Source organism: Streptomyces rubradiris, assembly GCF_016860525.1.
In the GTDB taxonomy this organism is placed as follows: Bacteria; Actinomycetota; Actinomycetes; order Streptomycetales; family Streptomycetaceae; genus Streptomyces; species Streptomyces rubradiris.
Genome location: NZ_BNEA01000001.1, coordinates 1,221,522 through 1,235,894, shown reverse-complemented (window position 1 = coordinate 1,235,894; position 14,373 = coordinate 1,221,522). Strand labels below are relative to the sequence as shown.

Here is a 14,373-nt window from a genome sequence, read left to right as displayed (position 1 = left end):
TCGACCAGCCAGGTGCGGAAGACGCTTCGAACGAGGGGACACCGTGGACGTGAGCGGCGGGAGCGGGCAGCCCCGGTCCGGCGACGACAGGCCGGCCGAGGACGCCGCGGACCCTACGGCCCCGGCGACCGGCCCCACCGACAAGCGCGGCCCCGGACCCCGGGAGAACCCGCCCGAGGAGAACTCCGCCCCGACGCCCAGCCCGAACGCCGAGCCCACCGGGGACGCCCCCTCCGGCGGAGGGCGACATGTCACCGAGGCCCCTGCGGGCGGCCCGTCCGGCGGCGGGCAGCCCACCACCGACGGCCCCGCGGAGAACCTTTCCGGCGGAGAGCGGCCCGTCTCCGACGGCCCCGCGCACGCCCCCTCCGGCGCAGAGCGGCCCGCCACCCACGGCACGGACACCCCCGACAGCCGGTCCACCGCCCACAGCACCCCACCCGCGGCCCCCGCCCCGGCCGAGCCGGACCAGCGCGCCGCCACCCCGACTCCCACCCCCGGTCAGCACCACTCCTTCGCGCACTCCGGCATGGCCAAGGGGCGGCCGCCCGGGCCGCGGTCCAAGGAACCCGGTCCCGGCGGCGGCATCCTCATGGGCCGCCCCTTCGGCGTGCCCGTCTACGTCGCGCCGAGCTGGTTCCTCGTCGCCGCCCTGATCACCTGGGTCTTCGGCGGACAACTCGACCGCGTGCTGCCCGAGCTGGGCGCCGCCCGCTACCTGGTCTCCCTCTTCTTCGCGGTCGCCTTCTACGCCTCCGTCCTGGTCCACGAGCTGGCCCACACGGTCGCCGCGATCCGCTTCAAGCTCCCGGTGCGCCGCATCCAGCTCCAGTTCTTCGGCGGCGTCTCGGAGATCGAGAAGGAAGCCGAGACCCCGGGCCGGGAGTTCGTGCTCGCCTTCGTCGGCCCGCTGCTCTCCCTGGTGCTGGCCGGCCTGTTCTACCTCGCCATGAAACCGGTCGAACCCGGCACCGTACCCGGCGTCCTGCTGGCCGGCCTGATGATCTCCAACCTCATCGTGGCGATCTTCAACTTCCTCCCGGGCCTGCCCCTGGACGGCGGCCGCATGCTCCGCGCCGTCGTCTGGAAGATCACCGGCAAGCCGATGAGCGGCACCGTCGCCGCCGCCTGGGTGGGCCGCGCCCTCGCCGTCTCCGTCCTGATCGGCCTGCCGCTGCTGAACTCCTCCGGCGTCCTCGGCGACGGCGGCGAGGACGCCGGCGGCATGGACACCGTCACCGACGCCCTGCTCGCCGCCATCCTCGCCGCGATCATCTGGACCGGCGCCGGCAACAGCCTGCGCATGGCCCGGCTGCGCGAACACCTCCCCGAACTGCGTGCCCGCACCCTCACCCGGCGGGCCGTGCCGGTCGAGAGCGACACCCCGCTCTCCGAGGCGCTGCGCCGCGCCAACGCCGCCGGCGCCCGCGCCCTGGTCGTCGTCGACGCCGACGGCACCCCGGTCTCCCTCGTCCGCGAGGCCGCCATCGTCGGCGTACCCGAACACCGCCGCCCCTGGGTGGCCGTCAGCGGCCTCGCCCAGGAGCTGACCGACGGCATGCGGGTCTCCGCCGAACTGGCCGGGGAGGACCTCCTGGACGTGCTGCGGGCCACCCCCGCCACCGAATACCTGGTGGTCGAGGAGACCGGCGAGATCTACGGCGTCCTGTCGGCGGCCGACGTCGAGCGGGCCTTCGTCAGGGCGATGGCCAGGCCGGCCCCGTAGCCCCGCCCGGACGACGGTCAAGCCCCCCGCGGGAACCCGGTAGGCTGGTCACATGTCCGAACCGACCGGTGCCGCCCGCAGGCGCGGGCCCTTCAAGGTCGGGGACCAGGTACAGCTGACCGACCCCAAGGGCCGCCACTACACGTTCACGCTCGAAGCCGGAAAGAACTTCCACACCCACAAGGGTTCCTTCCCGCACGACGAACTGATCGGCGCTCCCGAGGGCAGCGTTGTCCGGACCACCGGCAACGTGGCCTACCTCGCGCTGCGCCCCCTGCTCCCCGACTACGTCCTGTCCATGCCCCGCGGGGCAGCCGTCGTCTACCCGAAGGACGCGGGGCAGATCCTCGCCTTCGCCGACATCTTCCCCGGCGCCCGCGTCGTGGAGGCCGGTGTCGGCTCCGGCTCGCTCAGCAGCTTCCTGCTGCGCGCCATCGGCGACCAGGGCATGCTGCACTCCTACGAGCGCCGCGAGGACTTCGCCGAGATCGCCCGGCAGAACGTCGAGCGCTACTTCGGCGGCCCGCACCCCGCCTGGCAGCTCACCGTCGGCGACCTCCAGGACAACCTGTCCGACACCGACGTCGACCGCGTCATCCTCGACATGCTCGCCCCCTGGGAGTGCCTGGAGGCCGTCTCCAAGGCGCTCGTCCCCGGCGGCATCCTGTGCTGCTACGTGGCCACCACCACCCAGCTCGCCCGGACCGTGGAGTCCATCCGGGAGATCGGCTGCTTCAACGAGCCGACCGCCTGGGAGACCATGATCCGCAACTGGCACATCGAGGGCCTGGCCGTCCGCCCCGACCACCGGATGATCGGCCACACCGGCTTCCTGCTCACCGCCCGCCGCCTCGCGGACGGCGTCGAGCCGCCCATGCGCCGCCGCCGCCCCGCCAAGGGCGCCTACGGCGAGGACTACGCCGGCCCCAACGCCGACGGCGGCACCGGCCGCTGACCGGCCCGCACCCAACACAACGCGAGGGCGCCGTGCCCGGGTTCCCCGTCCCCGACGGGAACCCGGGCACGGCGCCCGTCCGTTGACCCGGTACCGGCCAAGGGGCCTCCCGCGCGCGCAACCGCCGGCGGGCGCCCGCCGACCCCGCCGTTCCCCCGCACTGTGACGTGTGGCACGATGCAGGCCATCCCACCGGCACCGCCCTCGCAGGAGACACTCCTCGTGCAGCAATCCGCCGCCCCGGAACTCGCGCACACCCGGACCCGGCCCATCCACTGGGTCGCCACCGCCACGGCCCTCGCGGGTGTCGTGGCCCTCTCCTCGGTCGTCCGGACCGAACCGGCCACGGCCGTCCAGCCCGCCCCCGGTTCCCACGGCAAGCCCGCCGCCGCGCCGCCGAGCACCACCGGCGTCGACTTCCCCCTGGACTGCGGGCCGGTGAAAGCCGTGGTCGTCAAGAAGGCCACCGGCGACCTGGACGGCGACGGCAGACCGGAAACCGTCGCCGTGGTCCACTGCGACGCCCCCATGGGCACCCCGCCCGACGGGGTCTACGTCCTCACCCACGGCGCCGACGGCCGCACCGCGCGCGTGGTCGCCACCCTGGTGCGGCCCGGGGAACGGCTCACCGTGACCGAATTCGGCATACACGAGCGCACCGTCTCGGCCACCCTGCTCGGCTACTCCTCGGACGCCGTGCCCAGTTGCTGCCCCGACACCCGGACCCCCGCCACCTGGCGGTGGAACGGGAACGTCCTGGTCCGCTCCACCCCGGCCGGGGCACACAGCGTCTGAACCGGACTCAGTCCGCGTCGGGCCCGTACACCTCGACCTTGTCCGAAACCCGGCGGACGTGGATGCACTCGCCGGGACACTCCTTCGCCGAGTCCACCACGTCCGTCAGCAGCGGCAACGGCACCGGCACGGTCGCCCCCGGAGCCTGGAGCAGTTCGTCGTCCGCGCCCTTCACATACGCGAGCCCGTCGATGTCCAGCTCGAACACCTCCGGGGCGTACTGGGCACAGATCCCGTCTCCGGTACACAGGTCCTGGTCGATCCAGACCTCCAGCGCCTCGCCGCCCGGGGCCTCCTGCTGCACGGTCATCTCTCCTGCCTTCGGTTCGCCGGGACGTCCCGGCGCCCCGAGGGCCGGCCGGGTCCGCACCAGCGGTCGTTGAACACCCCCGACCCTACCTCCGGCCGCTTCTCGGCCACCGGGCGCCGTCCGGGGTTTCCGGCCCGGCCCGCCCGGGTAACAGCGCCGGACCGGGAGAGGGAAGCACCGGCGGCCGGACCGATCGTCCCCAGCCGCCACGCCAGTCACACCGTCCGCCTGAACCGTCGCTCTACGTGATGATCGTACGAGCGCACTGCGTGCTGCCCTCGTCCCGGCCGAACGGTCGCCGTACGGACAACTCCGGCCAGTCACGAAGGGTTTCGCCCACAGCATGCATGGAACAAGCTGCTTTCCCCTCACGTTGAGTGGGTATCCCCTCCGTGCGAGGGAGTGTGCAGCGGGTGACCGACGACACACCTTGACAGTCATTGTGATCTAGGGGTTTCAATCGACACCCACCCAGGTAGGGTCTGGAAGCGTCCAGCTCCCCTTGGAGGAGGTGAGGACCGTGGCAGCCCACGACGACGACATGAACCGCGGCATCCGCCCGGGACGCGGGTCCGACGACCCGGCCGGGCAGATCGCCTACCTTGAGCAGGAGATCGCCGTCCTGCGCCGCAAGCTCGCCGACTCTCCGCGCCACACGAGGATTCTCGAAGAGCGGATCGTCGAGCTGCAGACCAACCTGGCCGGCGTGTCCGCCCAGAACGAGCGGCTGGCCAACACCCTGCGCGAGGCCCGCGACCAGATCGTGGCCCTCAAGGAGGAGGTCGACCGGCTCGCCCAGCCGCCGGCCGGCTTCGGTGTCTTCCTGCAAGCCAACGAGGACGGCACCGCCGACATCTTCACCGGCGGCCGCAAACTCCGGGTGAACGTCAGCCCCAGCGTCGAACTCGACGAGCTGAGGCGCGGCCAGGAGGTCATGCTCAACGAAGCGCTCAACGTGGTCGAGGCCATGGAGTTCGAGAGCGTCGGCGACATCGTCACCCTCAAGGAGATCCTGGAGGACGGCGAGCGCGCCCTCGTGCTCGGGCACACCGACGAGGAGCGGGTGGTCCGCCTCGCCGAGCCCCTGCTCGGCACCACCATCCGCGCCGGTGACGCCCTCCTGCTCGAACCCCGCTCCGGCTACGTCTACGAGGTCGTACCCAAGAGCGAGGTCGAGGAACTGGTCCTCGAAGAGGTCCCCGACATCGGCTACGACCAGATCGGCGGCCTCGGCAACCAGATCGAGGCCATCCGCGACGCGGTCGAGCTGCCGTACCTCTACCCCGACCTGTTCAAAGAGCACGAGCTGCGCCCGCCCAAGGGCGTCCTGCTCTACGGCCCGCCCGGCTGCGGCAAGACCCTGATCGCCAAGGCCGTCGCCAACTCGCTCGCCAAGAAGGTCGCCGAGGTCACCGGCCAGGCCGCCGGCAAGAGCTTCTTCTTGAACATCAAGGGCCCCGAGCTGCTCAACAAGTACGTCGGCGAGACCGAGCGGCAGATCCGCCTGGTCTTCCAGCGGGCCCGCGAGAAGGCCAGCGAGGGCACCCCCGTCATCGTCTTCTTCGACGAGATGGAATCCCTCTTCCGCACCCGCGGCTCCGGCGTCAGCTCGGACGTGGAGAACACCATCGTCCCCCAGCTGCTCGCCGAGATCGACGGTGTCGAAGGCCTGCAGAACGTGGTCGTCATCGGCGCCTCCAACCGCGAGGACATGATCGACCCCGCCATCCTGCGCCCCGGCCGGCTCGACGTGAAGATCAAGATCGAGCGTCCCGACGCCGAGGCCGCGAAGGACATCTTCGGCAAGTACCTCACCGAGCGTCTCCCGCTGCACGCCGACGACCTCGCCGAACACGGCGGGGACAAGGCCGCCACGGTCCAGGGCATGATCCAGACCGCGGTCGAGCAGATGTACGCCGAATCCGAGGAGAACCGCTTCCTGGAAGTCACCTACGCCAACGGCGACAAGGAAGTCCTCTACTTCAAGGACTTCAACTCCGGCGCCATGATCGAGAACATCGTGGGCCGCGCCAAGAAAATGGCGATCAAGGACTTCCTGGAAAAGAGCCAGAAGGGCCTCCGCGTCTCCCACCTCCTCCAGGCCTGCGTGGACGAGTTCAAGGAGAACGAGGACCTGCCCAACACCACCAACCCCGACGACTGGGCCCGCATCTCCGGAAAGAAGGGCGAACGGATCGTGTACATCCGTACCCTCATCACCGGAAAGCAGGGCGCGGACACCGGACGCTCCATCGACACGGTGGCGAACACCGGTCAGTACCTGTAACGGCAGGGCGGCTGCGGGTGCCCTCGACGGGTACCCGCAGTCGTCTGTTTTTCCGGCCACGACCGGAGCAGCCAATGACGCAAATGATCTCCCCACCAGCGCAAAGGCGTTCTAGGCTCGTTCCTACTGCCGAGTCGCGCCGTGCGGGGACGGGCACCGCACACGCACCGGAGCGCCAGCGCACTTGAGCGGCGCCCACGACCGAGGGTGCCGCCGGGCAAGGAGGGCCGCATGACCGTACGGCGAGTAATGGGCATCGAGACGGAGTACGGGATCTCCGTCCCCGGCCACCCCAACGCCAATGCCATGCTCACCTCGTCCCAGATCGTCAACGCCTACGCGGCGGCGATGCACCGGGCCCGCCGGGCCCGCTGGGACTTCGAGGAGGAGAACCCGCTGCGGGACGCGCGAGGCTTCGACCTCGCCCGGGAGGCCGCCGACGCCAGCCAGCTCACCGACGAGGACATCGGCCTGGCCAATGTGATCCTCACCAACGGCGCGCGCCTGTACGTCGACCACGCCCACCCCGAATACAGCGCCCCCGAGGTCACCAACCCCCGCGACGCCGTCCTGTGGGACAAGGCCGGCGAGCGGATCATGGCCGAGGCCGCCGAGCGGGCAGCACAGCTGCCCGGCGCCCAGCCGATCCACCTCTACAAGAACAACACCGACAACAAGGGCGCCTCCTACGGCACGCACGAGAACTACCTGATGAAGCGGGAGACCCCCTTCTCGGACATCGTGCGCCACCTCACCCCCTTCTTCGTCTCCCGCCAGGTCTTCGCCGGCGCCGGCCGCGTCGGCATCGGCCAGGACGGCCACGAGCACGGCTTCCAGCTCAGCCAGCGCGCGGACTACTTCGAGGTCGAGGTCGGCCTGGAGACCACGCTCAAGCGCCCGATCATCAATACCCGCGACGAGCCGCACGCGGACGCCGAGAAGTACCGCCGGCTCCATGTGATCATCGGCGACGCGAACCTGTCCGAGATCTCGACCTACCTCAAGCTGGGCACCACGGCGCTGGTCCTGTCCATGATCGAGGACGGCTTCATCGCCGTGGACCTCGCCGTGGACCAGCCCGTGCGCACCCTGCACCAGGTCTCGCACGACCCGTCGCTCAAGCGCCTGGTCACCCTGCGCAGCGGGCGCACCCTCACCGCGGTCCAGTTGCAGATGGAGTACTTCGAACTGGCCCGCAAGTACGTCGAGGAGCGCTACGGCGCCGACGCCGACGACCAGACCAAGGACGTACTCAGCCGCTGGGAGGACACACTCACCCGGCTGGAGAACGACCCCATGAGCCTGGCCGGCGAGCTGGACTGGGTCGCCAAGCGCGAGCTGATGGAGGGCTACCGCCGCCGCGACGACCTCGACTGGGACGCCGCCCGGCTGCACCTGGTCGACCTCCAGTACGCCGACGTACGCCCCGACAAGGGCCTGTACAACCGTCTGGTGGCCCGCGGACGCATCAAGCGGCTCCTGGACGAGTCCGAGGTCGACAGGGCCCGTACGAAGCCGCCGGAGGACACGCGGGCGTACTTCCGCGGGCGCTGCCTGGAGCAGTACGCCGACGACGTCGCGGCCGCCTCCTGGGACTCGGTCATCTTCGACCTCCCGGGCCGCGACTCCCTCCAGCGCGTCCCAACCCTGGAACCACTACGCGGAACGCGAAATCACGTCAAGGAACTCCTGGACCGCTGCCGCACGGCGGATGACCTGGTCAGGGTGTTGTCCGGCGGCTGAGCACGGTCAGCGGGTCCTCGGACCGCTCCGGGCGGGCGGGGTGGAAACCCCACCGCCCGGGAATCATCGAGGTGGGCCCCGTACGTTGTGGAAACTGCGGGGCCGATGTCGGACCCGGCCTATAGGGTCTGATCATCACCGATCGGCAGGCGAACTGAGCGGGGTGAGGTTATGGCGACCAAGGACACCGGCGGCGGCCAGCAGAAGGCCACCCGGTCCACCGAGGAGGTCGAGGAGCAGGCGCAGGACGCGCAGGCTTCCGAAGACCTGAAGGAACGGCACGAGAAGCTGTCGGACGACGTGGACTCGGTACTGGACGAGATCGACGACGTACTCGAGGAAAACGCCGAGGATTTCGTGCGGTCCTTCGTGCAAAAAGGTGGAGAGTAAAGGCTCGGTGGCCATCTTGCCTTCGAAGTGAAGGTTGCGGGGGAGTCTGGTGGCTGAGGAGCCTAACGCGAAGGAATGCAGGAAGTGCGGGCGTGAACTGTCCCTCACCTCCTTCGCCAGGGACCGGAACAGGCGTGACGGCCTCCAGGTGCACTGCCGGGAGTGTGTGGCGCGGTACAGCGCCGCGCACTACCGGCGTCGCCGGGAGGCGATGGGCAAGCCGGTCCGGGAGAAGGTGGAGGTTCCGGCGGGGCACAAGCTCTGCCGGACGTGCGGGGAGGTCAAACCGCACAGCGAGTGGCATCGCAACGCCACTGCTTCCGACGGACTGTCGACGCGCTGCAAGGCGTGCCGGGCGGCGCTCGGGCGGGAGGACCACCTGAGGCGCACGTACGGCCTCACCCGAGCCGAGCGTGACGAGTTAATCGCCTCTCAAGGGGGCGTCTGTTGTGTATGCCTCAGCGCCGTGCCCGCACATGTGGATCACTGCCATGAGACGGGTAGGGTCCGTGGCGTACTGTGCTTCAGCTGCAATGCCGCACTGGGGCAGTTCAAGGATCAGCCCGATGTCATGAGGCGGGCTGCTGCTTATGTGGAAGGAAACGCGTGGAAGCCAACACTCGTAGCACCGGGCGTCTACCAGCTGCCTTCCTGACGCCAGGATCCTCCTCGTTCATGGACTTCCTCGCCGAGCACCAGCCCGAGCTGCTGCCCGGCAACCGCCAGCTGCCGCCCACCCAGGGCGTGATCGAGGCGCCGCACGGAACGACCATCGTGGCCGTGACGTTCCCCGGCGGGGTCGTCCTCGCCGGCGACCGCCGGGCCACGATGGGCAATGTGATCGCCCAGCGGGACATCGAGAAGGTGTTCCCGGCCGACGAGTACTCGGCGGTCGGTATCGCCGGCACCGCCGGCCTGGCCGTGGAGATGGTCAAACTCTTCCAGCTGGAGCTGGAGCACTTCGAGAAGGTCGAGGGCGCCCAGCTGTCGCTGGAGGGCAAGGCGAACCGGCTGTCGACGATGATCCGTTCCAACCTCGGCATGGCCATGCAGGGCCTGGCGGTGGTCCCCCTGTTCGCGGGTTACGACCTGGACCGCGAGAAGGGGCGCATCTTCTCCTACGACGTCACGGGCGGCCGCTCCGAGGAGCACAACTTCGCGGCGACGGGTTCGGGCTCCATCTTCGCGCGCGGCGCGATGAAGAAGCTGTTCCGTGACGACCTGACCGAGGAGCAGGCCGCCACACTGGTGGTGCAGGCCCTCTATGACGCGGCCGACGACGACTCGGCGACCGGTGGTCCCGATGTCGCCCGCCGGATCTACCCGATCATCACCGTGATCACCGAGGACGGCTTCCGCCGGCTCACCGAGCAGGAGGCGTCGGAGCTGTCCCGCGCGGTGCTCCAGAAGCGCCTGGAGGAGCCGGACGGCCCGAAGGCCGCCCTGCTCTGAGCGCGGGCCCGGTTCTAATGAAGGTGATCCAGTGACCATGACAGAAAGGGACGGATAACCGGTGTCGACGCCGTTCTATGTCTCACCTCAGCAGGCCATGGCCGACCGGGCGGAGTACGCCCGCAAGGGCATCGCCCGTGGCCGCAGCCTGGTCGTGCTGCAGTACGCCGACGGCATCGTGTTCGTCGGGGAGAACCCGTCCCGCGCGCTGCACAAGTTCAGCGAGATCTACGACCGGATCGGCTTCGCCGCGGCCGGCAAGTACAACGAGTACGAGAACCTGCGCATCGGCGGTGTCCGCTACGCCGACCTGCGTGGTTACACCTACGACCGTGACGATGTCACCGCGCGCGGCCTGGCCAACGTCTACGCGCAGACGCTGGGCACGATCTTCTCCTCGGCGGCCGAGAAGCCCTACGAGGTGGAGCTGGTGGTGGCCGAGGTCGGGGAGACCCCGGAGGGCGACCAGATCTACCGGCTGCCGCACGACGGCTCCATCGTGGACGAACACGGCTCGGTCGCGGTGGGCGGCAACGCGGAGCAGATCAGCAGCTTCCTGGACCAGCGGCACCGCGACGGCATGAGCCTGGCGGAGGCGCTGAAGCTGGCGGTGCAGGCGCTGTCCCGGGACACCAATGGCAGCGAGCGGGAGATCCCCGCCGAGCGGCTGGAGGTGGCGGTGCTGGACCGTACGCGCCCGCAGAAGCGGAAGTTCAAGCGGATCGTCGGCCGGCAGCTGGACCGGCTGCTGGCGGCGGACGGCGCGAGCACGGAGGCGGAGAGCTCCGCGGAGGACGGTTCCGAGGAGCAGTGAGCCGCCCGCGGCTAACGCGGTGGGACGCCCTGGCCGGTGACGGCCGGGGCGTCCGGTGTTTCTAGGGGGTGCGTGGCGGGGCCGTGGAGCCCCGGACGACGAGCTGGACGGGGATGTCGCCGCTCGTCGGCCTGTGGCCCTCCAGGACGGCCAGCAGGGCGCGCATGCCGTGTTCGCCGAACAGCTCGGCGTCCAGTCGTACCGTCGTCAGCTCGGGGTCGATGGCGGTGGCCAGGGCCAGGTCGTCGAGGCCGGTGACGGAGATGTCGTCGGGGATGCGCAGGCCGAGGCGGCGCACGGCCTTGTAGGCGCCGGCGGCGAGTTTGTCGTCGTCGCAGACGATGGCGGTGGGCCGGGGGCCGGACGCGGTGAGGGCGGCCTCGGTGGCGGTGAGCGCGCCGTCGATGGAGATCGGGGCGCGGGCGGTGCGGATCTCGGTGCCGGGGACGGCGGCCATGCGGGCGGCCAGTTCGCGCGCGCGGATCTCGAAGGTCCAGGAGGGGACGTCGGCGGCCAGGTGGAGCACCCGGCGGTGGCCGAGGCCGAGGAGGTGTTCGGCGACCTGGCGGACGCCGTCGGTGATGTCGAGGTTGACGGTGGCGGCGCCGAGGCTGCCGTCGGGGTCGCTGTCCAGCATGACGAGCGGGAGCTGGTCGCCGCGGATGTCGGTGAGGGCATCGGCGGCCATGGAGGAGGCGATGACGCCGTCCAGGGCGGCCTGTGCGGAGGCGAAGGGGTCGCGGGCGGGGCCGATGCCTTCGGGGGAGGGGTAGAGGACGACGCCGAAGCCGTGCTCGGCGGCGACCCGGGCGGCGCCGGTGTAGACGCCGGCGAAGAACTCGGTGGTCAGGGCGGGGACGACGAGCAGGACCGTGCGGGTGCGGCCGAGGCGGAGGTTGCGGGCGGCGAGGTTGGGCCGGTAGCCCAGGTCGCGGGCGGCTTGGCGGACGCGTTCGGCGGTGGTCTCGGAGACCCGGCCGCGCCATTTGCCGCCCAGCACGAGGGAGACGGCCGCCTGCGAGACCCCGGCCGCGTGGGCGACGTCCCGGCTGGTCGGGCGCGTGCTGCTGCGTGCCACGGTGGACGTGCTCCTTCGTGTGGATGTGTGCATCACATTGGACGTGTGAACAGCGCACATGGTACGTATGATGAGCGACGTTATACGTAACACTTGGAGGCGGGCATGGCCACGGGGTACTTGGAGATCCTGCGGGCGAGACATGCGCTCCGGCTGCTCGCCGGGACTTTGGTGGGCCGGCTGCCGAACGCGACCGCGGCCATCGCGCTGGTGCTCTTCGTCCGTGCCGACGGCGGCACCTACAGCTTGGCCGGCGCCCTCGCGGCCGTGTACGGCGTGGCCAACGCCGTCGGCCAGCCGGTGCTGGGCCGACTGGTGGACCTCTACGGTCAGCCGCGCGTCCAGCTGCCCGCGGCCGTCCTGGCGGCCCTGGCCATGACGGTCTTCGCCTTCTGCGGCACCGGCCCGCTGCCGCTGGCCTACGCGGCCGTCGCGGTGTCCGGCCTGTTCGCCCCGCCGCTGGAGGGCGGCCTGCGCGCCCTGTGGCCGTCCGTGCTGCGCCGCGAGGAGCAGGTGCACGTCGCGTACGCGATGGACGCGATCGCGCAGGAGGTCATGTTCACCGTCGGCCCGCTGCTGGTGACCGTGTGCGTCTCGGTGTGGGACGAGCGGGCGGCCCTGCTCGTACTGAACCTGCTGGGTGTGCTCGGCGCCCTGTCCGTGGTCGTCTCGCCGCCGTCGCGTGCCTGGCGCTCGGCCCCGCGCGAGGCGCACTGGCTGGGCGCGCTGCGTTCGCCCGGCCTGCTGGCGCTGCTCGCCGCGTTCCTGTTCATCGGCATCGCGCTGGGCTCGATCACGGTCGCGGCGGTGTCGTACGCCGACGGCCATGGCGGCGACGCGGTCTACGGCTGGCTGATGGCGGGGCTGGGCCTGGGCGCGCTGGCCGGTGGGACCGTGTACGGCGCCCGTCAGTGGGCGGGCTCGCCCGAGCGGCGGCTGAGGGGGCTGGTGGCCCTGCTGGCGGTGTGTTACCTGCCGCTCACGCTGACGCCGGGCACGGTCTGGATGGTGCTGCTCAGCGTGGTCTCCGGCGTCTTCCTGGCGCCCTGCATAGCCTGCGCGTTCATCATCGTGGACCGGCACGCGCCGAGAGGGACGGTCACCGAGGCGTTCTCCTGGCTCGTGACGACGTTCACCGTGGGCGCGTCGGTGGGAACGGGCCTGGCGGGGCCGGTGGTGCAGGCCGGTGGCACGGTGTGGGGTTTCGGCCTGCCGAGCGTGGCCGGGGCGGTGTCGTTGCTGGTGCTGCTCGCCACCGGACGGGTCCTGGCGGCTCCCGTGCGGGCAGGTGTCGTCGCGGCTACATCGGAAAATGATCCAAATCGTGCCCTCGAACCCCGTTTCAGCTCGGGGGATCGGGCGTAATGTTCCCTCATGGACCGCCGCATTTTCGGGCTGGAGAACGAGTACGGCGTCACGTGCACGTTCAGGGGACAGCGGCGCCTGTCTCCTGACGAGGTGGCGCGGTACCTCTTCCGCCGTGTCGTGTCATGGGGCCGCAGCAGCAATGTCTTTCTGCGAAACGGCGCCCGGCTCTATCTCGACGTGGGCTCACATCCGGAATACGCGACCCCCGAATGTGACAACGTGACGGAACTGGTCACCCACGACAAGGCCGGCGAGCGCATTCTCGAAGGACTCCTGGTGGACGCGGAACGACGCCTGCACGAGGAGGGAATCGCGGGCGACGTCTACCTCTTCAAGAACAACACCGACTCGGCGGGCAACTCCTACGGCTGCCACGAGAACTACCTGGTGGCGCGGCACGGGGAGTTCTCCCGGCTCGCGGACATCCTCATCCCCTTCCTCGTCACCCGGCAGCTGCTGTGCGGCGCCGGCAAGGTACTGCAGACCCCGCGCGGTGCCGTCTACTGCGTCAGCCAGCGCGCGGAGCACATCTGGGAGGGCGTCTCCTCGGCGACGACCCGCTCCCGGCCCATCATCAACACCCGCGACGAACCGCACGCGGACGCCGAGCGCTACCGCAGGCTGCACGTCATCGTCGGCGACTCGAACATGTCCGAGACGACGATGCTGCTGAAGGTCGGCGCCACCGACCTGGTGCTGCGCATGATCGAGGCGGGCACGGTGATGCGTGACCTCACCCTGGAGAACCCGATCCGGGCGATCCGCGAGGTCAGCCATGACATCACCGGCCGGCGCAAGGTGCGCCTGGCCAGCGGCCGGGAGGCCTCCGCGCTGGAGGTGCAGCGCGAGTACTTCGACAAGGCGCTGGACTTCTGCGACCGCCGGGGCATCCGCACCGGCACCGTCGCGCAGGTCCTGGAGCTGTGGGGCCGCACGCTGGAGGCCATCGAGACCGAGGAACTGGACCGCGTCGAGACCGAGATCGACTGGGTCATGAAGTACAAGCTCATCGAGCGGTACCGGGCCAAGCACAACATGACGATGTCGCACCCGCGAGTCGCCCAGATAGACCTCGCGTACCACGACATCCACCGCCGTCGCGGCCTGTACTACCTGCTGGAGAAGAAGGGCCAAGCCGCCCGGATCTGCAACGACTTGAAGATCTTCGAGGGCAAGTCGGTTCCCCCGCAGACCACTCGGGCCCGACTGCGCGGCGATTTCATCCGGCGGGCGCAGGAGCAGCGCCGGGATTTCACGGTCGACTGGGTGCACCTGAAGCTCAACGACCAGGCGCAGCGCACCGTTCTGTGCAAGGACCCGTTCCGCGCGGTGGACGACCGGGTGGAGAAACTGATCGCCGGTATGTAGCGGCGACCGGGCGGACCGTCCGCCCGGCCGCGACACGCACCGAACGCCACACGGGCGCCGTACGTTTCCCGTACGGCGCCCGTCTCG

The 14,373-nt window shown here is 70.3% G+C and carries 13 protein-coding genes; 11 read left to right on the top strand and 2 right to left on the bottom strand.

The features are described from left to right. Positions 1-43: 43 nt before the first annotated feature. The 3 genes from Srubr_RS05755 to Srubr_RS05745 all read left to right on the top strand — a co-directional run bounded on the left by Srubr_RS05755 (position 44) and on the right by Srubr_RS05745 (position 3,476). Positions 44-1,726, top strand: coding sequence for a site-2 protease family protein (locus Srubr_RS05755; protein WP_189996164.1), 1,683 nt, complete (start codon positions 44-46; stop codon positions 1,724-1,726). A gap of 52 nt (positions 1,727-1,778) precedes the next feature. Continuing rightward, positions 1,779-2,681, top strand: coding sequence for a tRNA (adenine-N1)-methyltransferase (locus Srubr_RS05750; RefSeq protein ID WP_189996165.1), 903 nt, complete (start codon positions 1,779-1,781; stop codon positions 2,679-2,681). 222 nt (positions 2,682-2,903) lie between these two features. After that, on the top strand, positions 2,904-3,476 hold the full coding sequence (locus Srubr_RS05745; protein ID WP_189996166.1) for a hypothetical protein: 573 nt from the start codon (positions 2,904-2,906) through the stop codon (positions 3,474-3,476). 7 nt (positions 3,477-3,483) lie between these two features. On the opposite strand, the gene Srubr_RS05740 is transcribed toward Srubr_RS05745, so the two are convergent. Then, the gene (locus tag Srubr_RS05740; RefSeq protein ID WP_189996167.1) at positions 3,484-3,786 is read right to left on the bottom strand and encodes a ferredoxin; all 303 of its coding nucleotides are present in this window, start codon (positions 3,784-3,786) and stop codon (positions 3,484-3,486) included. A 520-nt stretch (positions 3,787-4,306) separates the two neighbouring features. On the opposite strand from Srubr_RS05740, the gene arc reads away from it, so the two are divergent. The 6 genes from arc to prcA all read left to right on the top strand — a co-directional run bounded on the left by arc (position 4,307) and on the right by prcA (position 10,472). Then, positions 4,307-6,073, top strand: a complete 1,767-nt coding sequence (gene arc / locus Srubr_RS05735) for a proteasome ATPase (RefSeq protein ID WP_189996168.1) — start codon at positions 4,307-4,309, stop codon at positions 6,071-6,073. A gap of 231 nt (positions 6,074-6,304) precedes the next feature. Next, positions 6,305-7,816 (top strand): depupylase/deamidase Dop, encoded by a 1,512-nt coding sequence (gene dop / locus Srubr_RS05730; protein WP_351325955.1) that lies wholly within the window; start codon positions 6,305-6,307, stop codon positions 7,814-7,816. Positions 7,817-7,987: 171 nt separating this feature from the next. After that, positions 7,988-8,206 (top strand): ubiquitin-like protein Pup, encoded by a 219-nt coding sequence (locus tag Srubr_RS05725; protein WP_020939002.1) that lies wholly within the window; start codon positions 7,988-7,990, stop codon positions 8,204-8,206. Between the two features lie 49 nt (positions 8,207-8,255). Beyond that, the gene (locus Srubr_RS05720; RefSeq protein ID WP_229926719.1) at positions 8,256-8,861 is read left to right on the top strand and encodes an endonuclease VII domain-containing protein; all 606 of its coding nucleotides are present in this window, start codon (positions 8,256-8,258) and stop codon (positions 8,859-8,861) included. After that, entirely contained in the window at positions 8,813-9,658 is an 846-nt protein-coding gene (prcB, locus tag Srubr_RS05715; RefSeq protein WP_189996169.1) for a proteasome subunit beta, read from the top strand. Before Srubr_RS05720 ends, prcB begins: the two co-directional genes overlap by 49 nt. Positions 9,659-9,719: 61 nt before the next feature. After that, positions 9,720-10,472, top strand: a complete 753-nt coding sequence (gene prcA, locus Srubr_RS05710; protein ID WP_030781329.1) for a proteasome subunit alpha — start codon at positions 9,720-9,722, stop codon at positions 10,470-10,472. 61 nt (positions 10,473-10,533) lie between these two features. Here prcA and Srubr_RS05705 read toward each other — a convergent pair whose 3' ends face one another. Then, positions 10,534-11,550 (bottom strand): LacI family DNA-binding transcriptional regulator, encoded by a 1,017-nt coding sequence (locus Srubr_RS05705; protein WP_189996170.1) that lies wholly within the window; start codon positions 11,548-11,550, stop codon positions 10,534-10,536. A 105-nt stretch (positions 11,551-11,655) separates the two neighbouring features. Here Srubr_RS05705 and Srubr_RS05700 point away from each other — a divergent pair, with 105 nt between their 5' ends. Together Srubr_RS05700 and pafA are read left to right on the top strand one after the other, a co-directional pair. Further along, the gene (locus Srubr_RS05700) at positions 11,656-12,915 is read left to right on the top strand and encodes an MFS transporter (protein ID WP_189996171.1); all 1,260 of its coding nucleotides are present in this window, start codon (positions 11,656-11,658) and stop codon (positions 12,913-12,915) included. A 9-nt stretch (positions 12,916-12,924) separates the two neighbouring features. Next, positions 12,925-14,286 (top strand): Pup--protein ligase, encoded by a 1,362-nt coding sequence (gene pafA / locus Srubr_RS05695; RefSeq protein WP_030781321.1) that lies wholly within the window; start codon positions 12,925-12,927, stop codon positions 14,284-14,286. Positions 14,287-14,373: the final 87 nt, after the last annotated feature.

What these genes read in the sequence shown, in the direction of transcription:
- Srubr_RS05750 (WP_189996165.1), top strand. Translation starts at nt 1,779, where the DNA reads ATGTCCGAACCGACCGGTGCCGCCCGCAGGCGCGGGCCCTTCAAGGTC.
- Srubr_RS05740 (WP_189996167.1), bottom strand. Translation starts at nt 3,786, where the DNA reads ATGACCGTGCAGCAGGAGGCCCCGGGCGGCGAGGCGCTGGAGGTCTGG.
- dop (WP_351325955.1), top strand. Translation starts at nt 6,305, where the DNA reads ATGACCGTACGGCGAGTAATGGGCATCGAGACGGAGTACGGGATCTCC.
- Srubr_RS05725 (WP_020939002.1), top strand. Translation starts at nt 7,988, where the DNA reads ATGGCGACCAAGGACACCGGCGGCGGCCAGCAGAAGGCCACCCGGTCC.
- Srubr_RS05700 (WP_189996171.1), top strand. Translation starts at nt 11,656, where the DNA reads ATGGCCACGGGGTACTTGGAGATCCTGCGGGCGAGACATGCGCTCCGG.
- pafA (WP_030781321.1), top strand. Translation starts at nt 12,925, where the DNA reads ATGGACCGCCGCATTTTCGGGCTGGAGAACGAGTACGGCGTCACGTGC.